Annotated in this window: 15 protein-coding genes; 6 read left to right on the top strand and 9 right to left on the bottom strand. The window is 75.2% G+C overall.

Features of this window, described 5'->3' with window-relative positions; translation table 11 throughout:
• Positions 1-17: 17 nt before the first annotated feature.
• Positions 18-3773 (bottom strand): CHAT domain-containing protein, encoded by a 3756-nt coding sequence (locus LG634_RS38295; RefSeq protein WP_226735806.1) that lies wholly within the window; start codon positions 3771-3773, stop codon positions 18-20.
• A 203-nt stretch (positions 3774-3976) separates the two neighbouring features.
• Between LG634_RS38295 and LG634_RS22900 the strand changes: the two genes are divergently transcribed.
• From LG634_RS22900 to LG634_RS22890, 3 genes are all read left to right on the top strand, one after another.
• Positions 3977-4231, top strand: coding sequence for a hypothetical protein (locus LG634_RS22900; RefSeq protein ID WP_226735805.1), 255 nt, complete (start codon positions 3977-3979; stop codon positions 4229-4231).
• Between the two features lie 243 nt (positions 4232-4474).
• Positions 4475-6106: an ABC-F family ATP-binding cassette domain-containing protein gene (locus LG634_RS22895; RefSeq protein ID WP_226735804.1), complete on the top strand. Its 1632-nt coding sequence runs from the start codon at positions 4475-4477 to the stop codon at positions 6104-6106.
• Positions 6107-6214: 108 nt separating this feature from the next.
• Positions 6215-7984, top strand: coding sequence for an AAA family ATPase (locus tag LG634_RS22890; RefSeq protein WP_226735803.1), 1770 nt, complete (start codon positions 6215-6217; stop codon positions 7982-7984).
• Between the two features lie 54 nt (positions 7985-8038).
• Here LG634_RS22890 and LG634_RS22885 read toward each other — a convergent pair whose 3' ends face one another.
• The gene (locus tag LG634_RS22885; RefSeq protein WP_226735802.1) at positions 8039-8854 is read right to left on the bottom strand and encodes a DUF899 family protein; all 816 of its coding nucleotides are present in this window, start codon (positions 8852-8854) and stop codon (positions 8039-8041) included.
• Positions 8855-9029: 175 nt separating this feature from the next.
• On the opposite strand from LG634_RS22885, the gene LG634_RS22880 reads away from it, so the two are divergent.
• Entirely contained in the window at positions 9030-9911 is an 882-nt protein-coding gene (locus LG634_RS22880) for an oxygenase MpaB family protein (protein WP_226735801.1), read from the top strand.
• A gap of 32 nt (positions 9912-9943) precedes the next feature.
• The gene (locus LG634_RS22875) at positions 9944-10930 is read left to right on the top strand and encodes a MerR family transcriptional regulator (RefSeq protein ID WP_226735800.1); all 987 of its coding nucleotides are present in this window, start codon (positions 9944-9946) and stop codon (positions 10928-10930) included.
• 22 nt (positions 10931-10952) lie between these two features.
• Here LG634_RS22875 and LG634_RS22870 read toward each other — a convergent pair whose 3' ends face one another.
• From LG634_RS22870 to LG634_RS22845, 6 genes are all read right to left on the bottom strand, one after another.
• Positions 10953-11690: a VOC family protein gene (locus tag LG634_RS22870; RefSeq protein WP_226735799.1), complete on the bottom strand. Its 738-nt coding sequence runs from the start codon at positions 11688-11690 to the stop codon at positions 10953-10955.
• Between the two features lie 109 nt (positions 11691-11799).
• The gene (locus LG634_RS22865; protein WP_226735798.1) at positions 11800-12396 is read right to left on the bottom strand and encodes a sigma-70 family RNA polymerase sigma factor; all 597 of its coding nucleotides are present in this window, start codon (positions 12394-12396) and stop codon (positions 11800-11802) included.
• Positions 12397-12538: 142 nt separating this feature from the next.
• On the bottom strand, positions 12539-13918 hold the full coding sequence (locus LG634_RS22860) for a cryptochrome/photolyase family protein (RefSeq protein ID WP_226735797.1): 1380 nt from the start codon (positions 13916-13918) through the stop codon (positions 12539-12541).
• Positions 13919-14164: 246 nt separating this feature from the next.
• Positions 14165-15964, bottom strand: a complete 1800-nt coding sequence (locus LG634_RS22855; RefSeq protein WP_226735796.1) for a methyltransferase — start codon at positions 15962-15964, stop codon at positions 14165-14167.
• Between the two features lie 119 nt (positions 15965-16083).
• Complete coding sequence (locus LG634_RS22850; protein WP_226735795.1) at positions 16084-17316, bottom strand: 4-hydroxybenzoate 3-monooxygenase; 1233 nt, start codon at positions 17314-17316, stop codon at positions 16084-16086.
• 135 nt (positions 17317-17451) lie between these two features.
• The gene (locus LG634_RS22845) at positions 17452-18120 is read right to left on the bottom strand and encodes an alpha-amylase inhibitor (RefSeq protein ID WP_226735794.1); all 669 of its coding nucleotides are present in this window, start codon (positions 18118-18120) and stop codon (positions 17452-17454) included.
• Between the two features lie 198 nt (positions 18121-18318).
• On the opposite strand from LG634_RS22845, the gene LG634_RS22840 reads away from it, so the two are divergent.
• Complete coding sequence (locus LG634_RS22840) at positions 18319-19008, top strand: SDR family oxidoreductase (RefSeq protein WP_226735793.1); 690 nt, start codon at positions 18319-18321, stop codon at positions 19006-19008.
• Here the strand turns inward: LG634_RS22840 and LG634_RS22835 are convergent.
• Positions 18977-20872, bottom strand: a complete 1896-nt coding sequence (locus LG634_RS22835; RefSeq protein ID WP_226735792.1) for an ATP-binding cassette domain-containing protein — start codon at positions 20870-20872, stop codon at positions 18977-18979. The genes LG634_RS22840 and LG634_RS22835 overlap by 32 nt on opposite strands.
• Positions 20873-20885 lie beyond the last annotated feature (13 nt).

Raw genomic sequence — 20885 nt, 5'->3', positions numbered from 1 at the left:
CGAGGCGGCACCTCCGGTCACACGGCCGGGGGTGCCGCCTCGTCCGCCATCAGCTCCAGCACCGCCGCCGCCCCCGACACGACCGCCGGGCCGGGCCGGACGCCGGACAGCCGGGTGCCGTCGAGCGCCCGGCGCACGGGGTGGCCGAGGGGGAGGGGCAGCAGGGCGAGCCGGACACCCTGGAGGGCGAGGCGTACGGGGCGGGGTGCCGCCGGGTCCCGTGCGGCGAGGGTTTCGAGACGGGTGCGGAGGACGGCGTACTCGCCGGGGCTCAGGGCCGTCCGGACGCCGTCGAGATGGACGCCGACCAGGCGGAGCAGGGTGAGGGCCGGGTCGCGGGCCGGGCGGCGGCGGGTGTGGGGCGGCTCGGGGACGTGGCCCGCCGGCCGGGCGCCCGGGTTGCCCTGGTGGACGTACGCCGCCCAGACCGGCAGCCGGTCCAGGCCGGGCCGGTGCAGCTCGCGGGCCAGCTCCGGACCGAGGGTGCCGGGGTCGCGGCGGTCGGGGTCCAGCATCCACAGCTGCGTCTCGCGCAGGGCGTCCGCGGGGGAGCGGCCTTCGACCGCCACGTGGTGGTGGAAGACGGCCATCATCAGCGCGGAGGCGCCGTCCTGGGTGGTCCAGCGGGAACCGACCACGTCCCGGGCGCCGTGCGTGACGAAAGCGGTGGCCAGGGTCAGGGCCTCGTCGTGGTCCCGGCGGCTCAGGTCCGTCTCGCAGGCACTGAGCACCACCAGCGGCCCGGACGGGTCGGGGCGGCCGCCGCTCGCGTGGTCGAGGAGCCGGGCCACGGTCAGCATGCCGAGGTCCGGCCGCGCCCCCGGCCCGCCGTCCGCGGCGGACAGCTCCTCGGCCCCCACCGGGAACGCCAGGTGCAGCGAGGACACGTCGGGACTCGGGCCCGCCGAGCCGTGGCAGGCGAGGTGCACCAGCGACGGCCGGTCCCGCAGGACCGCGAGCAGCTCGTCCGGAGTGCCTTCCGCTTCGGGCTCCACGACCGGCTCGTAGTACGCGCCGAGCATCCGGGCACCCGGGTAGAACGCCGCGTTCAGCGCGGCCGCCTCCCGTTCCGCATGGGTCAGCTCCAGCCGGGGATCGGCCAGCAGCACCGGGGCCTCGGCGGGCGCCCTTCGGTCACGGCCCGCCGTCCGCAGGAACTGGCCGCCCGAAGCCGCGTAGCTGACCGCCGCGATCCGGCACGCGTAGTCGCCCGGGCCGCCGCCGGGCAGCCGAGCGGCATGCCAGGGCACCACGCCGAGGTTCCCGCACGGCACCAGGACCAGGCGGGGCAGGCGCTGCCGTCCGGGCGGTCCGTCGGAGCCGGCGGAGCCGGGCGGGCCCTCGGTACGGGCGGACAGTGCGCCGAGTACGGGGCCCAACGCGGCCGGGTAGGCCCAGTCGCAGAGGTCGGAGAGGGCGGACTCCCAGGCCTGCTCGACGGCTTGCTCGTCGGGGAGCGGCGGGGGCTCGGCGGCGTCGGGCGTGGCCGCCTCACCGAGCGGGCCTGCCGGTCCGGCCGGGGCCCGGCCGTCGGCTGCCGCCGGTGCACCGTCCGTCAGCGCCTCGCCCGCCAGTACCCGTGACCGGTCGGCGGCCGTCGCGAGGTAGCGGAGCAGAGGTCCGCTGCGGTCCGCGCACAGCCCCGGCAGCAGTACGGCGCGCGTCCCGCAGGCGGGGCCGACGAGCACCGCCACGCCCGGCTCGCTGCCGGGACCGGCCAGCAGGTAGACGAGGGCGTCCGCGTCGCAGGCTTCGACCGCCGCGGCCAGTTCCCCGCAGCCGGGCGGCGCGGCGAGCGCCTCGCCCCGGTAGTCCAGGGCCTCCAGGACCTGGCGCCGCAGTGCGCTCGGCAGTTCGTCGGCGAACGTGCCCGGGTCGCCGTCGGCAGACCGGCGCAGGTGCTCCCGCCAGGCCGCGGCCAGCCCCGGCCGCTCCCCGGACTCCAGCAGCCCGGGCACGTCGGCCGAGACGGACGCGGCCCGCAGCACCAGCGCCCGGCCCAGCTCCAGCGCCGTCACGGCCTCCTCCGCCTGGCCGCGGGTGGCGGCCCACCACGCGGCCTCGACCGCCCGCTGCGCTCCGGACCGGGCGGTGTACAGGCCCTGCTCGGCGCCCAGTTGGAGGACCACGTCCGCCCCGAGCGCCCGGAGTGCTGCGAGGGCGGTCCCGGTCGCACCGGTCAGGTCCCGGACCTCGTGGGACAGGTCCCAGCGGCTGCGGAGGTACCCGGACAGCTCCCAGAGCGTGTCGGCGGCGATCGACTGCGCCCGTCCGGCCCCGAACGCGGCCCGCGCGCGTTCCCCGAGCCCGATCGCCTCGTCCAGGTCCGCCGGGTCCCGGGTCAGCAGGTAGCGGATGTGCACGGCCTGGGCGGCCCGGCGCAGGTCCCCGGGCGGGGCGTCCGCCGGGACCGCGGGCATCTCCGCCAGCGGCGCCGGATCCCGGGTGAGCCCGGCCCGGAGGGCGCGGGCCTGCTCCTCGCGGACCCGCAGGTTCTCCTGCACGGCGGACGGCGCCTGCGGACCGGCGGCGACGGCCAGGTCGAGGTGGTCGACCCCGCGCAGCTGAAGGGCGGTGTCGTCGAGCAGTCGGCCCGCCGCCAGGTAGGCGTCGGCCAGGGCCAGCTGCACCAGGCAGTACGCCGGCGCGTCCGCCGTGAGGCCGTCGGCGATCCCGTGCAGCTCGGCGGTGACCGCCTCGACGCCGGGCACGTCGTCCGCACGCCGTGCGTCGTCGAGGGCGGTGCGCAGCTCCAGCAGGCGCATCGGCAGGGCGTGTTCGGCGCCGGCGCGGGTGGCGAGGGCGCCGGTGAGCTTCCGGAGGGCCTCGGGAAGGGACTGCCGGGCGGCCGCCATGTCCTCACGGACCCCGCCGCTGCCCTCCCCGAGGTACCGGAGTGCGTCCGCGGCCTCTCCGACCGCCTCGGTGAGCGGGTGGCCGGGCGGCATCTGCCGGTGCGCCGTGCGCAGCGCCGCCCCCGCGGCCCGCACCTGGTCGGGGTCGTCGGCCGTCATGCCGGCCGTCATGAGCGTGAGCGCCGGAACCAGGCCCTGCATGGCGAGGGCGTCGGGTGACTGCACGTCCGGGGTGGGTGCCTGCCGGACCCATTCGGCGCGCACGTCCGCGGGGACGCCCTGCAACTGCCTGGCCATGGTGCGCAGCTGGGAGGCGAACGGATGGTCCTCGGGTATGACCGCGAGCAGGCCGTCGGCGTCGCCGGTGGCCCGGAACGCGTCCACGGCCGCGACCATGGTGCGCACGCGCATCGTCTCGGGGGACCGGTCCGCCGGGCGCGCGTCCACGAACTCCCGCATGACCGTCTCCATCGCCTCGGCCGAGCCGGCCTCCGCGCTCAGCAGGGACAGTTCCGTGAAGGTCATGTCACCGCGCAGTACTCTGCCGAGCTGCGGCACGGACAGGTACGCGTGGAAGAGCCGTGCCATGTGGAGGTCGTCGGGCGGGACCTCCGCCGGGGGTTCCGCCGCGCGGAAGTCGCGCAGCAGCCGGTCCGCGCGGTCCTTGTCCTCGGGGCAGTTGCCGGCCGCGTACCGGAGGACGAGCAGGACGCCCAGCCGGATCGCGACCCCGGCCCTTGCGGCCGGGTCGTGCTGCAACAGGGCCGCCAGTTGGGTCAGTTCGTCGATGCAGGTGTCGTATTCGACCGCCTCGCGCAGCGGCTGCTCCTGGGTCGGCCCCAGCGCCGCCGCCCGCGCGGTCGCGTCGTCGACCCAGGCATGGATACCCCGCTGACCACCGCTCTCTTCGTAGAGCACTGCTCTCCCCTTCGCCGCAAGTGCCTCGCCGATGCCGTGCGTGCCGTGCGATGTGCGTGCTGTGCGCCCCGTCGTAAGGAGTGAAGGAACGATACAGCCGTGGCATCAGAGTGAACGCCCGTTCCCGGCAGTGCCCTCGCACGGTTGGACCGGCCGACGCGCACACCGATTGGCGCGGTTCCACAGATCTCTTTGGGAGAGTCATGACCATCCGTTCCGCTGTCACGTCGTCCGTCCTCGCCGTCGGCATGCTCCTCGGCGGTGCCGGTGCCGCCGTCGCCCACGACGGCTTCGACATCGACTACTTCAACGGCGGCCACGCGGGCTTCTCGTCCGACTGCAAGACGATCGCCGCCGTGCCGCACATGCTCCCGGCGTTCAACGGCCCGATCTACGGCTCGACCTGTGCCAAGAGCGGCGAGGTCGAGTGGGCGAAGGGCACCCACGTGGGTTCCTGACCCACCCGGCCCACACTGCGGGGGCGGCCCGACGACGATGTCGGGCCGCCCCCGCAGTGCGTCCGGAGGCGGCCCGGCGGGGACGGTCCGGCGGCAGTCGCAAACAAACGAGACGGAACGTCTTGCGTCGATGAAGGGATTGTGCTTATAGTTCTAACGAGACGAGACGTTGCGTCTCGGGATCTTGGTCTCGGGTCGTGCCTCGCGTCTCGCGTCCACGTAGTCCAGTGAGAGGAATTGCCCTTGCGTGCTTCAGTCGCCGGTAGTCAGGTCGTTCTGGACGAGGTCTCCAAGCGGTACGGGGACCGGGTCGTGCTCGATCGGGTTTCGGGTGCGGTACGGCTCGGGGAGCGGGTCGGTGTGGTCGGGGACAACGGGTCGGGGAAGTCGACCCTGTTGAAACTGCTGGCAGGAAAGGAGCGGGCCGATGGCGGGACGGTGAGCGTACGGGCGCCCGGCGGGGTCGGGTACCTCGGACAGACCCTGGAACTGGGGCCGGCCGCGACGGTCGGGGACGCGATCGACCTCGCGCTCGCCGACGTACGGGCCCTGGAACGGCGGATCCGGGCCGCCGAGGAGCGGATGGCGGCCGCCGGACCCGAGGAACTGGCCGCTTACGACGCCCTGGTCGCGGCGTACGAGGCACGCGGCGGCCGTGATGCCGACCGGCGGGTGGCCACCACCCTGCGCAGGCTCGGCGAGCGGGCCCCGCTCGACCGGGACCGGGCGCTGGGCACCCTGTCCGGCGGCCGGCGGTCCCGGCTCGCACTCGCCGCCACCCTGGCGTCCGAACCGGAACTGCTGCTCCTCGACGAGCCGACCAACGACCTCGACGACGAGGCCCTGGAATGGCTGGAGGAGCGGCTGACCGGCCACCGCGGCACGGTCGTCGCCGTCAGCCACGACCGTACGTTCCTCGACCGGGTCACCACGGCGATCCTGGAGGTGGACCAGGACCGCCACACCCTGCACCGCTACGGGAACGGCTACGCCGGGCACCTCGCCGGCCGCGCCGCCGCCCGGGCCCGCTGGGAACGCGAGTACGAGGAGTGGGGTGAGGAGGTCCGGCGCGTGGGGAGGCTCGCCGACGCCAACATCGGGCGGCTCGCGGAGATCCCGCGCAAGGCGCCCGCGGCCTTCAGCGGCGCCGGAGCCTTCCGGGCCCGGTCACGGGCGCACGGCGCGATGAGCCGCATCCGCAACGCCCGCGAGCGGCTGCACCGGCTCACGGAGAACCCGGTGCCGGCGCCGCCGCAACCGCTGCGGTTCACCGGAGGGTTCGCCGCCGAAGGCGGCGCGGGGGTCGTGGAGGCCGTGGACCTGGCGGTCCCGGGCCGGCTCGCACCGGTCTCCTTCCGTCTGGAGCCCGGCGAGCGGCTGCTCGTCACCGGCCCCAACGGGGCAGGGAAGTCTACCCTGTTGCACGCTCTGGCCGAGCAGCAGCGCCACGACGGTGCACGGGTGGGCGGCCGGGTCGGACTGCTGCGGCAGGACACCGGATGGACGCGCGAAGGACGTTCGGTGCTGGCGAAGTTCGGAGAGGAGTTCGGTGAACTGATCGTATGCTGCGGGTTGTTGACGGTCGCGGACACGGCCAAGCCGATCCGGGAGCTGTCCGTCGGCCAGCGCCGCAAGCTGGAACTCGGCCGGCTCGTCGCCGGCGGCCCGTACGACGTGCTGCTCCTCGACGAGCCCACGAACCACCTGGCGCCGGGCGTCGTCGAGGACCTCGAAGCCGCCCTGGCCCCGTTCCCCGGCACACTGGTCGTCGTGAGCCACGACCGCCGGCTCCGGGCCGGGTTCCCGGGCCGCCGGCTGGAGCTGGCCGGTGCCGCGGACCGGTCGGGCGACCGCGTCCACGCCGGTGCCTGCTGACGGGGACCGGCCGCTCCCGGCCCGGAACCGGGAGCGGCCCCGCGCCGTTGTCCCCGGTACGGGACGGCGCGGCAGGCGGCGCCCGGCGACCACTGGGCGGAGGCTGGGATGAGTGGGTTGTGGGGGCCGGGCCGGAAGTGCCGGCAGGCCTGGAGCGAGGGCGTCCGGCTCCTGGACGCAGGGCACAGGGACGCGGCGGCAGCGGCGTTCACGGCCGCCGTCGCCCACGACCCGTCCGCAGCCGACGCCTGGCTGGGCCTCCACGCCGCCGGAGTCCGCCAGGACGAGGCGCTGACGGTCATGGACCGCACCGCGCACTCCTTCGGGGCACTGCGCAACGAACTGGCCATGCCCCTGAAGTCGCAGTACGAGATCAGCCCGTACGTGGTCTTCCGCCTGGAGCTCATCCGCGACCTGTGGCTCGCCGCCGTGTCGCGTCACCTCGACCACGGGCGGCTCGACGAGGCGTGGCAGCGGCTGTCCACCGCCGTCCTCGACTGCGACGAAACCCGGTTCGTCTGCGCGCGCTACGCCTACCTGCGGCAGAACTGGACCCTGCTCGGCACCACCGCCGAGCCGATCACGGACCGCTTCCTCCGCGACCAGTCCCAGCTCTACATCGCGTACGGCCTGCTGGCACGCGGCATCCACCGGGAGGCCCTCAGCGTGCTGGAACCGCTGCCGCTGGCCCTCTGCGACTCGGCGCACTTCCGGGGCGAGGCGGCGTACCTGCGGGGCCGTGCCTACGAGGAACTGGGGCGCACGGAAGAGGCGTTGGCGCAGTACGAGAAGGCGTACCGCTACCACCCGGGGTTCGGTGACGTGGCACAGCGCGTCGCCGGCCGCAGGGGTGCCGCCGGGGCCTCGGACCAGTCCGTCCACATCACGACGATCACGCCCACGCACCCGGCTCCGCCCCAGGGGCCGCCGGCGGAACCGCCCGCCGAGGCTGCCGGGGCCGGCGCGGACGATGCGACCGAGTCCGAAGCCGCCGAGCGGGCCCGGGCGGCGCTGCTCGACGAGGCCAGGGCCGAGCTGGACGCCATGGTGGGGCTGGCACCGGTGAAGGAGCAGGTGCGCACCCTGACCGCACAGCTGCGGATGGCGGCGATCCGCCGGGCCGGCGGGATCGGCACGGCGGCGACACCGCAGCACCTGGTCCTGACGGGTCCGCCCGGCACCGGCAAGACGACCGTGGCGAGGATCATCGGGAAGATCTACGCCGGGCTCGGCCTGCTGGAGCGCGGCCACCTCGTCGAAGCCACGCGTGTCGACTTCGTGGGCCAGTACCTCGGCGCGACCGCCATCAAGACCAACCAGGTGATCGACTCGGCCCTGGACGGCATCCTCTTCGTCGACGAGGCCTACTCCCTCGTCAACGCGGGCTACCACAACGGCGACGCGTTCGGCCAGGAGGCGGTACAGGCGCTGCTGAAGCGGGCTGAGGACGACCGGCACCGGCTCGTCGTCGTGCTGGCCGGCTACCCGGCCGAGATCGACGGGCTGCTCTCCGCCAACCCGGGACTGGCCTCCCGCTTCTCCACCCGCGTCGACTTCCCCGCGTACGCGGCCGGCGAACTGGTCCGCATCACCGCCTCGTTCTTCGAAGCCCAGGGCGACGTGCTCACCGAGGACGCGGACCGCGCCCTCGCGGCCGCGTGCGACCTCGTCGTCGCCGAGGGCCTCGTCGACCGCCTGGGCAACGGCCGCTTCGCCCGCGAACTGGCCCGCCGCGCCGCCGCCGTACGGGACCTGCGCGTCCATGACCTGCACGGCATCGACGAGGACCCGACAACCGAGGAGATCACCACCGTGCTGGCCGTCGACGTGATGGACGCCTACCACGCACTCGTCGGCAGCCTGCCGAACGACGACTGACGGCGCCAGGGGAGCTGGTGCCGGCAGCCGGTGACGGTTCGTCGGCAGTCGGGGTCAGTGGCAGGCGTCCTTGCGGCCCAGGGTCTCCTCGGGAGTGACGCCGGGCCGGGTCCACTGCGGGGTCGGGCGGCTCGTCGGACCCCAGGTGGCGTCGCCGTCCGAGTCCGTGCGCCAGTACCAGCAGGCCTGGCTCCCGGCGGCCGGGTAGCCCTCCTTGACGTTGCCGATCACGGGCCGTCCCCCGGGGTTGTCCTCCCACGCCTCGCCGCGGCCGTACGGGGTCATGTCGAGCAGACCGAAAGAGCCGTTGGCGGCCTCGTTGCCGCGCCCGGTCGTCTCGTACGTGAGGAACGTGCGGTCCCCGTCGCGGAGGAAGCAGGCGAGGTACCCCATGTCGCCGCCGATCGGCCCCTCGACGTCCCGTACGGAGTACCAGGGCTGGGTGTACCCCATGAAGGCGACGAAGGAGGCGACCTCGTCCCACGCGCCGGTGGTCACGAACGCGACGGACACGCCGCGGGCGTTGAGGTAGACGGCGTCCCTCAGGTGCCAGGCGACGGTGGTGCACCCCTCGCACTGCCCCTGGTGCGGCGCACCGTCGTGCCACATGTGCTTGTAGACCACGAGTTCGTTGCGCCCCTGGAACAGGTCGAGGAACGGGACCGGCCCGTCGGGCCCGGTCACTTCGGCCTTCCCGTCGAACTCGACCATCGGCAGCCGCCGCCGGGCCGCGGCGATCGCGTCCCCCTCCCGGGTGTGCGCCTTCTCCCGCACGAGCAGCTCCGCCCGGGCGGCCTGCCAGGTGGCCGGATCGACGACGGGCGGCCTGCCGGGGAGCTCCCCGTCCGCGGAACCGGGTACGAGTGCCATGGATCCTCCGTGATGTCGGCTACGGGTCAGCGTCGTACCACGCCCGTACCGCGGCCGCTCCCGGACCGTGCCGAAGCGGCCGGAAGTCGCCGCACCGGCCGCCGGTTCCGGCCGACGGGCGGACACCACGAGAACCCCCCTGTGCCGTGGTCCGCCGGTGGGGGATGCTGGGTGCATGGGGTGGAGACCGGCGTTCGTCGCCAGGGTGCGGGAGCGGGCGGGAGAGGTGCTGCTGCTGCGGGTGGCGGGCCCTTCGGCCAGGGCGAAGCGTGCGCGGATCCACGGGACGCCGGGGCCCCGCTGGTTCGGGCCGGAACGGCCGGTGCGGGTCGTGCATGCGGATGCCTCGATGTACGCCGGCGGGCTGGCGGCGCTGCTGCTGCAGTCGCTGCACCCGGTGGCCATGGCGGCCGTGGCCGGCCACTCGGGGTTCCGGGGCGATCCGTGGGGGCGGCTCCAGCGCACGAGCACGTTCCTCGCCGTGACCACGTTCGGCACGGACGCCGATGCCCGGGAGGCCGTGGCGCGGGTGCGTCAGGTGCACGCGGCGATCAGCGGGACGACCGGGGACGGGATCCCGTACCGGGCCTCCGACCCGCACCTGCTGACCTGGGTGCACATCGCCGAGACGGCGTGCTTCCTCCGGGCGCACCAGCGGTACGGGCGCCGGCCGCTGGACCGGGCCGGGCAGGACGGATACGTCGCGGACATGGCGCAGGTCGCGCAGCGGCTGGGGGCCGAGGACCCGCCCGAGACACTGGCCGGGCTGGCGGCGCGGATCGCCGCCTACCGGCCCGAGCTGCGGGCCACACCGGCCTCGCGGGACACGGCCCGGTTCCTGCTGGCCCGGCCGCCACTGCCGGTGCCCGCGCAGATCCCGTACGTGTTCCTGGCCGGGGCGGCCGTCGGCCTGCTGCCGCCGTGGGCGCGGGCGGCGCTGGGGCTGCCGTGGTGGCGGCGGGCCCTGCTGTTCCTGGCCGGACCCGGCGGGCGGGTGGTGCTGGCGGCGATCCGGTGGGTGGTGCCGCCACCACCCGTGCCGCCGCCTTCCGGATGACTCGCATCGGTTGTGCGTCGTAGTCTGGAGCCATGGACGACACGACTGCCGTACGGGCGGACCTCGGCGTGTCCACCGGCACCGTGGCGCGGCGCCTGGGGGTGTCGCCGACGACCGTGCGGTCCTGGGACCAGCGGTACGGGATCGGGCCCGCGGTGCGCGAGGGCGGGCGGCACCGGCGGTGGATGCCCGAGGACGTGGCCGTGCTGGAGGAGATGTGCCGGCTGACGGCGCTGGGGATCCCGCCGGCGGAGGCGGCGCGGGCAGCGGCCGGGGCCCCTCCGCCGGCGGCCGCGGGGTCGGCGGCGGTCGTGGCCGCGCCGGTCCGCGCGGCCCGGCAGCCGGGGGCCGGGAACGGGCTGCCACTGGGCGACGTACGGCAGGAGTGCCGGGGGCTGGCGCGGGCCGCGGTGCGGCTTGACGGGCCGGCGATGGAGGCGCTGCTCGGCTCGGTGGTGGCCGAGCACGGGCTCGTCACCGCGTGGGAGGAGGTGATGATGCCGACTCTGCACGCGGTGGGCCGCAAATGGGAGTCCTCCGGGGACCGTTACGTCGAGGTGGAGCACCTGCTGTCCTGGCACGTGTCGACCACTTTGCGGAGGGCGACTGTCGGGCGGCCGGGTGCTGCCGGGGCGGCGCCCGTCGTGCTGGCCTGCGTGCCGGCCGAGCAGCACACGCTGCCGCTGGAGGCGTTGGCGGCCGGGCTGGCCGAACGGGGCGTGCCGGTACGGATGTTCGGCGCGGCCGTGCCGGCGGAGGCACTGGATGCGGCCGTACGGCGGTCCGGGCCGGTGGCCGTCGTGCTGTGGTCGCAGGCGCGGTCCACGGCGGACCGGGGCCTTGCGCGGCACGTGGCGGAGATGGCGTTCGGGCCGCGGGGCGCGCGGGTGGGGCCGCGGGTGCTCCTGGCCGGGCCGGGGTGGGCGGGCAGGGTGCCGAGGGGCGGGATGCTGCGGCCGCACGGGTTGCGGGACGCGCTGGATCTTCTGTCCGGCCCCGAACCGGGGCCCCGCGCCTGAGCCCCGGCAAAGGCGCGCAGGCTCAGCGCGGGCTCAGGAGGCAGAACTCGTTGTCCTCCGGGTCCGTCAGGATCCGCCAGGAGATCGAGGACTGGTCGATGCCGGGATCGCCCGCTCCCAGCGCCCGCAGCCGCGCCTCCTCTGCCGCCGGGTCGTCCCCGCGGTAGGGGCTGACGTCGAGGTGGACCCGGTTCCACCCGGTCTTCGCGTCAGGGGTCCGTACGAACTCCAGGTAGGGGCCCACACCCTGCGCGGACCGCAGGCTCGCCTGGTCGTCGGTGACCTCGTGCACCGTCCAGTCCATCGCCTCGCCCCAGAACCGGGCCATCGCCCGCGGGTCGGTGCAGTCGACCACCACCGCGGCGACCGGCCCGGTGTCCCCGTAGACCGGGCGGGGCTCCAGGACGCAGAACTCGTTGCCCTCCGGGTCCGCCATGACCGTCCAGGGGACGTCCCCCTGACCGATGTCCGCGAGCGTCGCACCGAGGTCCTTCAGGCGCGAGACCAGCTCCGCCTGATGGGCGGCCGACGTGGTGGCCAGATCGAGGTGCACCCGGTTCTTGACCGTCTTGGGCTCCGGGCGGGCGATGATGTCGATGCAGACGGCCGACGGGTCGGGGTAGGCGAGCCCCGCCGGTTCGAGGTTGGTGACGCCGGGCCCCTCGCTGTCGACCACCCAACCGAGCGCCGCCGCCCAGAACCGCCCCAGCGCGGAGTCGTCGTGGGCCTTCATGTTGATCTGCACGAGTCGCGTAGCCATACCGGAGATCCTAAAGCCGCCGTCGTCCCCGGCGTCCCGTTTCGGCCGGTCAGCGGCCCGCGCTCCGGGGGGGCCGGCTCCGCCCGCCGACGGGAGCCCGCCGCCCGGGTCAGGACGGGGCACCGGTCAGGCTGTGGCGGATGCGGTGCAGGCCGCGGCGGGTGTGGCTCTTGACCGTGCCGAGGGGGATTCCCGTACGGGCGGCGATCTGCGCCTGGGTCAGGTCGGCGTAGAACGCCAGGGCCAGGACGTCGCGTTGGGCGCGGGGGAGGCGGGCCAGCTCCCGGGTGATGACGATCCGGTCGAGGAGCCGGTCGGTGCCGTCCTCCCCGCCGGCGCCGGGCGCCGCGGCCGCGGCGGCGGCGAGCTCCAGCCGCCGGGTACGGGCGGACAGGGCGTCGGCGGTCTTGTGCCGGGCGATGCCCAGCAGCCAGGCGGGTGCGGAACCCCGCTCCGGCCGGAACCCGGCCCGCCCGCGCCACGCCGCGACGAACACCTGCTGCGTCACGTCCTCCGCCTCGCGTACGTCGCCCAGGGCGCGGGCGGCGTAGGCGTGTACGAGGCCGCTCCAGCGGTGGTGCGCCAGCGCGAGGCAGTCCTCGTCACCGGCGGCCAGACCGAGGGCGACCTCGGCGTCGGAGGAGTCGGGGTCCGGCGGGATCCGGGGGCGGGCCGTGGCCGTCTGCGCGGGCGTCGTGCGCGTCATCGCTGCTCCTCCCGGGGCGACGGCACCCGAGGCGGTGCCGTTGTGCCGACACTCCGCCGTACGGGGGAGGCCCGGCAAGTCGCATCGGTTGCGCAGCGAATTGCGGAGGCGGTCCTGCCGACGTGGGCGGGCCCGCTTCCCCTCAGTCCCCCTGCCGCCCGTGCCGGAACCGGGCCAGGCCGTCCGGCAGGGCGATCAGCGGGTCCGGGTAGTCGTACGCCGCGCGCTCCAGGCCGGGGAGGCGCCACGGTTCGTGGACCGCGGCGCCGGGCAGGGCGGCCAGTTCCGGGACCCAGCGGCGGACGTACGTGCCGTCCGGGTCGTAGCGCCTGCCCTGGAGGACGGGGTTGAGGACCCGGTTGGGGCGGGTGTCGGTGCCCGTTCCGGCCACCCACTGCCAGTTGAGTTGGTTGTTCGCCACGTCGCCGTCCACCAGCAGGCCGAGGAAGTGGCGGGCGCCCGCGCGCCAGTCGATGTACAGGGTCTTGGCCAGGAACGACGCAGTGATCAACCGGCCGCGGTTGTGCATCCAGCCCTCGTGCGCGAGCTGCCGCATCGCGGCGTCGACCACCGGGTACCCCGTTCGCCCCTCCTGCCAGGCACGCAGGTCTTCCTCGGCCGCCTTGCCCGTGCGCCAGCGGTCGTGGCGGGTGCGGTAGTCCTCGGCCGAGGCCTCCGGGCGGGCCGAGATCACCTGCTGGTAGAAGTCGCGCCAGCACAGCTGGCGGACGAACGCCGCCGCCCCGGGACCGGCCCCGGCGAGGGTGCGGGCCCGGTGCACCGCCTCGACCGCCGACAGCGTCCCGAAGTGCAGGTGCGGCGACAGCCGCGAGGTGGCGTCGCCCGCGAGGTCGTCGTGCAGCTCCTCGTACGCACCGCCGTGCCGCGGCAGCCAGGACTTGAGCCGCTTGCGGGCCTCGGTCTCGCCGCCGCGGGCCAGGCCCGGCGAGACGCCCCCGACCGCCGTGCGCTCCGGCAGGGTCTCGGAGCGCACGGCGGACGGCACGCGGACGGTCCGGGGCGCGGCGAGCGGATTGCGGAGCGGTTCCGCGCCCCAGCGCTTGTAGTAGGCGGTGAAGACGGCGTAGTGGTCGCTGCCCTGGGGGAGGACGTAGCCGGGCGGCACGGCCGTGGTCACGCCGTCGTGCACGTACAGGCGGCGGCCGTCGGCCTCCAGCGCCTCGCGCAGCCGCGCCTGTCTGGCCTGCGCGAAGGCCGTGTAGCCGGCCGACATGTGCACTTCGTCGGCCTCCGCCTCGCGCACCACGGCACACACCTCGGCCACGGCCTCCCCGCTGCGCACGACGAGCCGGCCGCCGCGGGCGCGGAGCGCGCCGTCGAGATCGGCCAGGCAGTCGGCGAGGAAGGCCAGCCGGTTAGGCGCCCCGAACCCGGCCCGGTCCACGGCCGGGTCCCGCACGAACACCGGCACGACCTCGTCCGCGGCCTCCGACGCGGCCCGCAGCGGCGGATGATCGTGCACGCGCAGATCGGACGTGAACAGCACAACGGCAACGGACATCGACACTCCCGTCAACGGTCCGCCCGCCGGCCCGGAGCCGGCACCGAGCGGACCCCCGGACAACCCCAGCAGAACACCGAAGGCGAGAACCCCGACCGGAGCCCCCACCCCCTACCGCCCTTTCGGCCCGACCCGCCCACCCGGATGCACCACCTGCCCGGGTTCTGCGGATCCGGCGGGACACCCGCCCCGGAATCCGGCGGGACACCCGCCCCGGGGCCGGAGCCCCGGGGCGGGCGCCGGTGGTCAGGCCTGGCGGGACGGGGACGGCAGGTGGGGGGTGCGGCGGGCGTGGAGGACGTGGGCGTCCAGGGGGAGCGGGCTGTGGCCGACCAGGTGGAGGCCTGCCTGGTCGAGGAGGCCGGCGTAGTGGGAGGCGCGGCGTTCCCGGCCGCCCACGTTGCACATCATGTGGAGGTCCCAGGCCGTGGCCAGGGAGGGGGAGCCGTCCGCGGGGAGCAGGCGTTCCACGATGAGCAGGTCGGCATGGGCCGGCATGGCGCGGGCGCAGTGGCGCAGGATGTCGCGGCACCGGTCGTCGTCCCAGTCGTGCAGGACGCGGGACAGGACGTACACGTCGCCGCCGGCCGGGACGTCCGCGAAGTCGCCCACCCGGTAGCTGCAGCGGGCGCCGACCCCGGCCGCGTCGAGGTGGCGGCGGGCGGCCTGGACCACGTGCGCGCGTTCGAGGAGGACGCCGTCCAGGTGCGGGCGGGCGGCCAGGATGCGCCCGAGGAGTTCACCGGTGCCGCCCGCGACGTCGACGACCGTACGGCGGCCGGGACCGGCCCCGGCCGCCGCGATCACCGGGTGCGCGGGGAGCGGTTCGAACATGCGCGAGCTCGCCGCCATGGACTGGTCGAAGCGCTCGGCGAGCTCCGGATGGCGGGCGAAGTAGTCGAAGTGGTTCTCGCCGAAGAGCTGCTCGAAGCCGGTCTGGCCGGTCCGCACGGCATGGGCGAGGAGCGCGAAGGACTGGTAGAACGCGCCGCCGTACATCAGCGCCAGCGGCCGCATCGAGCCGGGGGAGTCCGCCCGCAGCAGCGCCCCGAGCGCGGTGAGGCGGAATCCTTCCGGCTGCTGGTCGACGACGCCCAGCATGGCGAGGTAGCGCAGCAGGGTGGCGAGGTTCTGCGGGTCGGCGTCGACGGCGTGCGCCAGTGCGTCCACGCCGTGGGCGGTGGGGTGCTCGCCCCCGCCGGCCGGCGCGGCCATCGCCTCGGGCAGCCGCAGCTGTGCGCACGCGGCGAGGGCCTGGGTGGTCCACGCGCCGGTCATCAGCCGCAGGAGCGTTTCCGCCGGCTGCCGCGACCGGTACGCGTCGAGGTGCGGGGCGAGCACACCGCGGTGGTCGCCGCTCGCGTACAGCTCCACCCGCCGGTGGCCGGCCTTCGAGTCGGCGGGGGCGGTGAAGTAGAACACCGTGCCGTCCTCGTGCGGGTTGTAGCCGCCGCCGTCGGCGAGTGCCCCGTGCCGGGCGAACGTCGCGCACAGGCCGCGCAGCACCAGCGGGTCCGGCCGTACGACCTCGAACGCGAGGTGCGCCTCGTGGTCGGCGGCGCGTTCGTGTGCGGCGACCGACGCCAGGTCCGAGCCGGGCGGCACGGTGAGCGTGAACACCTCCACCACCCGGCGCTCGCCGTCGGCGCACGGCACTTCGGGACGCAGAATCCTTACGTCGAGTGCTGCGGCATCGCGCTGGTGGCGCAGGGCCAGCCGGTCGCGGACGACGACGCTGGGCTGGGCCGGGGCGGCGGGGTCCAGTCCGCAGGCGGTCAACTGGCCCCGCAGGGCTGCCGCGTCGGGCGGGAAGAGCAGCAGGGCGGCGTGGGCGAACCGGCAGCGGTCGGCGAGCGCGCGGAGTTCCGGTGCGTCGAGGTCCGGCAGGAGCAGGCGGAGGAGGGTGGTGGTGTCCTGGCTGCGGACGAAGTCGACCGCGGCGGCGAGGCGGTCCGCGTCGTCGGGGGAGGGGGCGTGGGTGGCGGTGGCGGTGGCGGTGGCCGTGGCGGTGGGGGTGGAGGTGGGGGGTGCCGTGGGTGTGGTCATGGCGAAGAGGACATCCTTGGTTCCGTTCCGTTTCCGGGTGGGGGAGAAGCGGGGAGGGGCCGGCTTCGGGGATGCGGGGACTCGCCCCGGTGGCTCGCCCCGGTGGAGGGGCGGCCGGCTCAGAGGCCGACGTAGTTCTCGGCGAACCAGTCCTGCTGGGTGCGGGAGGTCCGCAGCGCGTCGATCCGGGAGTGGCGCAGACGGTCCTGGAAGCGGGAGCCGCCCTCGGGGCCGGTGCCGGCCGCCGCCTCCGGTTCGGCGTGCAGCAGGCGGATCATCCAGTGTGAGAATTCCTGCGCGCGCCAGATGTACGCGAGGCAGTCGGCCGAGTAGCGGTCGAGCGCGGAGTGTTCGGCGTGCCGGAGGGCGGCGGTGAGGGCCCGGGCGAGGAGTTCCGCTTCCAGTACGGCGAGGTTGGCGCCCTTGGCGGCGGAGGGGCTGATCAGGCTCGCGGCGTCGCCGGCGAGCAGGAGGGAGCCGTACCGCAGCGGTTCCAGCACGTCGGACTCCAGTGCCACGACGGTGCGTTGGGCGATCCGGCCGCGGTGGAGCGGGCCGTGCTCCGCCGCGCCGAGGCGCAGGGCGAGTTCGTCCCAGATCCGGTCCTCGGACCAGGCGTCGGGGGCGGTGCCGGGCTCGGCCTGGAGGTAGTAGCGGGTGACCTCCGCGGAGCGGGCCATGTGGCCGGCGAATCCGCGCGGATGGATCGCGTAACCGACCGCGTCGAGGCTGGGCGGTGCCTCGGCGAGCAGGCCCAGCCAGGTGACGCCGTGGTCGCGGTGGTGGCGGCGGCCCGCGCCGGCGGGCAGCGAACGGCGGGCGGCGCCGTGCCGGCCGTCGCACCCGGCGACGTAGCGGGCGTGCCAGCGGCCGGGGCGGCCGTCGGCATCGCGCACGTCGACCGAGGGGTGCGGTCCGTCGGCGTCGCGCACGGCCAGCGCCTCGGCCCCGAATCGGATCCGGCCGCCGGCGCCGACGTACTGCGTCAGGAGGTCCGTCACGAGGTCGTGCTGCGGATAGACGACGTGCTGTTCGCCCTTGCCGAGGCGGCCGTAGTCGAGGCGGAAACGATTGCTCTCGGTGCGGAACTCGCAGACGCCGTGCCGCTGTCCGCGCCGGTGCACGCCCTCGGCCAGGCCGTGCCGGTCGAGGACGCGCACGCTGTGCTCGGCGAGGTAGCCCGCGCGGGTCCTGGTCTGCACGTGCTCACGGGTGGCGCGTTCCAGGACCACGCAGTCGATTCCGGCGCCGTGTAAGAGATTTCCGAGCACCAGCCCGGCGGGTCCGGCGCCGAGGATCACCACATCTGCCGTGTCCCGGGCCGGTGTTCGGGCCTTCTGACTTGCTGTCATGACGGTGGATCATAAGCACTGAAAACTTCGTGGATTAACGAAAATCACCCGAATGCCACAGGGGCTGGTGGGGTTGTTGAGGTTCCCGGGGTTTCCGATGCTGCCGAGACCCCCGATGCTCCTGTGACTTGTGTGTCAGCAGATTCGTACGGCCACCACGTGATCGGACTCCGGCCCGGACCCGGGGAAGGTGGCCGTGGCGCCGGGCGGCACCGGCCGGCAGTCGCTGAGGCCGCCGCTGCGGTGCTGGACCTGGAGGGTCAGCGGGGTGCCGCAGCCGTTGTGGACGGAGGCGTAGCGCCAGGTCGTGCCCACGGAGGCGCAGGCGGGTGCGGTGCCGGAGCCCGCAGTGCCGGGCTCGGTGCGGAAGACGTCGTGCAGGGTGAGGGCGGCGGTGCCGGGCGGGGTGGTCAGCAGCCGGTCCGCTCCCTGTTCCCAGACGACCTGCCCGTCGGGCCGCTTGATCAGGTACTTGAACAGGACGGGCGTGTCCGCGGCCGCGGTGGCGGTGGCACTCCAGGCCGGGTAGCCGGCCGCGGACAGCGGGACGGCCCTGGCCGGGTCCCAGGAGCCGAGCTCGGCGGTGCTGCCGGTGACGTACACGCCCTCGCCCCAGGTGGTCGTGGTGCGGACGTCGAAGGTGACGGTGGTGCGGTCGGGGGGTGCGGTGGCGGCGTGCGCGGCCGTGGCGGTGGCCGTAGCCGTCGCCGTGGCGAGGAGGCAGGCCGTGGTGAGGGAGGCGAGGGCGGTGAGTGCGGCGGAGGCGGTGCGCGTCGGGCGGTGGGCGGGTCGGCGGCGGGGCATCGGTCGGGGCTCCTTCGGGCGGTGGAGTGCGGCAAGTTCTTGCGCAAGATTCTGCAAGAACTTGCAGAGCGATGGGTGGGGGAGTCGGTATCCGGACACCGTTGGCGGTGAGGATGGCCGGATCCTGCTGCCGCTGAACTCCCGCAATTTCACGGCGAGTTGGTGGATGAAAGCCCATGTATGGGTAGACAAGGAGGTATGGGAGAACATCTGCTGACAGGAGCCGGTTCAGGAATCGGTGCGGCCTTGGCCGACCTCCTCGCGGCGCGCGGGCACACCCTCTGGCTGCTCGCGCGGGACGGCTCGCGGGCGCAGGCCTTGGGCGAACGCCACCCCGGGTGCCGCATAGTCGTCGCCGACCTGGCAGAGCCTGCGCTGCTCCAGGACCGCCTCAAAGGACAGGAACTGCCCACCCGACTCGACTCGTTGCTGCACGTGGCCGGGGTCGCGGAAGCGGGGACCGTCGAGGAGACGGGAGCCGCCGCCTGGGAACACACCCTCGCCGTCAACCTCACCGCCCCCGCCGAGCTCACCCGCCTGCTGCTGCCCGCGCTGCGCGCCGGCCGCGGGCAGGTCGTCTTCATGAACTCCGGCGCCGGTCTGCACGCGCCGCCACGGCTGAGCGCGTACGCCGCGTCCAAGTTCGGACTCAAAGCCCTCGCCGAGTCGCTGCGCGCCGAGGAGTACGGGCGCGGCATCCGCGTCACCACCGTCTACCCCGGCGAGACGGACACTCCGATGCAGGTACGGCTGCATGCGCAGTTCGGCCTCCCCTACGACCCGGCGGCGCACATGAGCGCGCAGACCGTCGCCGCCGCCGTGGCCACCGCCCTCGACCTGCCCGGGGACGCCACCGTCAGCGACCTGACGCTGCGCCCGGGCGGCTGACCGGCTGCCCGGCGCCGGTACCGCCTCCCGCGGTGCCGGCGCCGGAGCCGGTGCCGGCGCCGGGGTCGGCACCTGGCGGCCCGGCGGTGTCCGGCCCGCGCCCGTCCCACTGCCCGACGAGATCGGCGTACAGGGGCGACCCGGCCAGGAGCGAGGCGTGCGTGCCGGCGAGCGGGCGGACGCCGTCGAGGAGCAGGACGCGGTCGGCGCGGCGGGCCGGTGCGAGGCGGTGGGCGATGGTGACGACCGTCCCCGGGCGCTGCCGGAAGGCCTCCTCCACAGCGAGCTCCGCCGCCGCGTCCAGGTGCCGGGTGGCCTCGTCGAGGACGACCAGCCGGGCCGGCGACAGGTAGGCGCGGGCGAGTGCGACGAGGGCGCGCTCTCCGGAGGACAGGGCGCCCGGCTCCAGCCGTCCGTCGGGCCCGCCGAGGCGCTCCGCGAGCGGGTCCAGTCCCAACTTCCCGATCACGTCCGCCAGTACGGCGTCCGGGGCGGGGGCGAGGTGGCACAGGTTCTCCCGGAGCGTTCCCGCGAACACGTACGGGTGCTGCGGGACGAGGACCCGGGCGTGGTGCAGATCCCGTGCCGCGATCCGGTCGAGCGGCACGCCGCCCAGGTCGACGCGGCCGCCGCCCGGGCGCAGGAGGCCGGTCAGTACGTCGGCCAGGGTGGACTTGCCGATGCCGGACGGCCCCACCACGACGAGGTGTTCCCCATCGGCGAGGCTCAAGTCGAGTCCGTCGAGAACCGGTTCGGCGCCCGGGCCGTAGGCGAACGTGACCGCTGCCAAGCGCGCCGACCCGTCCGCGGGGCGCATCCCGGGCGTGGGATCGGCGGGCGGGGCGGGGTGCCGTGCCGCCAGGTCCAGCCGTTCGGCGGCGACCGCCAGGCGCAGCCAGGAGGCGCCGACGCCCTGGACGAGCAGCCGCAGCGCCGGCTCCAGCGTGGCGAACAGGTAGGCGAGGACGCCCACCACCGCACCGGGCGTCAGCCCGCCGCGCACCAGCGCCGGAGCATACGCCACGATCAGCACCACCGGCAGGTGTACGCCCAGTGCGACGATCAGCCGCCGCAGCGCCGCGACCCGGGCCAGGGCGCGGGCCGCCCGGAACTGCGCGGCGACGAGCTCCAGGGCCTCGCGTTCGGCGTCGGCGCGGGCGCCGCAGGCGATGATGTCGCGGAGCGCGCCGACGGTGGCGGCGGTGTGCGCGGCCAGCTCCTCCTCGGTGCGGAAGGCCTCGCGCTGGCGGCGCACGGTCACGGGCGCCAGGCAGCCGAAGGCGATGAGCGCGAGGGTCAGCGGCACGGCGAACAGGGGGACGGCGGCCGGTGCGACGGCCGCGGTGCCCACGACGACCGCGGCCAGGGTCAGGGCGAACTGCCAGACCAGCATGAGCTGTCCGGCGAGGGCATCGCGAACCGCCTCCACCTGGCGGGTGAGTTGGGCGACGGCCACGGCGGCGGCGCCGGTGTCCGGGCGGGTCGCATCGGCGACGGCCCGCCGCACCGTGCCGGTGACCACGTCCCGCAGCAGCGCGTCACGGGCCGGCTCGACGATCTCCGCGAGTGCCGGGTACGTCTGCCGGCTCGCCCAGGCGCCCAGTAGTGCGGCGCCGGCGAACACCCCGAGCCCCAGGGCGGCGGTCCGCGGCCGCTGCACGAGGAAGCCCTGGTCCACGGCCAGCGCCAGTGCCTTGCCGGTGACCAGGGCGGGCGCCGCGGAGAGCAGGGTCCACAGCGTCAGCGACCAGGCCGCACGGCGGCTGCGGCGCAGACTGGCGAGGACCAGGCGGAGGGCGGGGCGGGTGGCCGGGTGGGTGGCCGGCGTGCGGGTGGCCGGTGTGCGGGCGGGCGGGCCGGGCATGGTGGGCGGTCCT

Source organism: Streptomyces bambusae, from assembly GCF_020532645.1.
In the GTDB taxonomy this organism is placed as follows: Bacteria; Actinomycetota; Actinomycetes; order Streptomycetales; family Streptomycetaceae; genus Streptomyces; species Streptomyces bambusae.
This window is presented reverse-complemented; position numbering and strand designations above follow the sequence as displayed.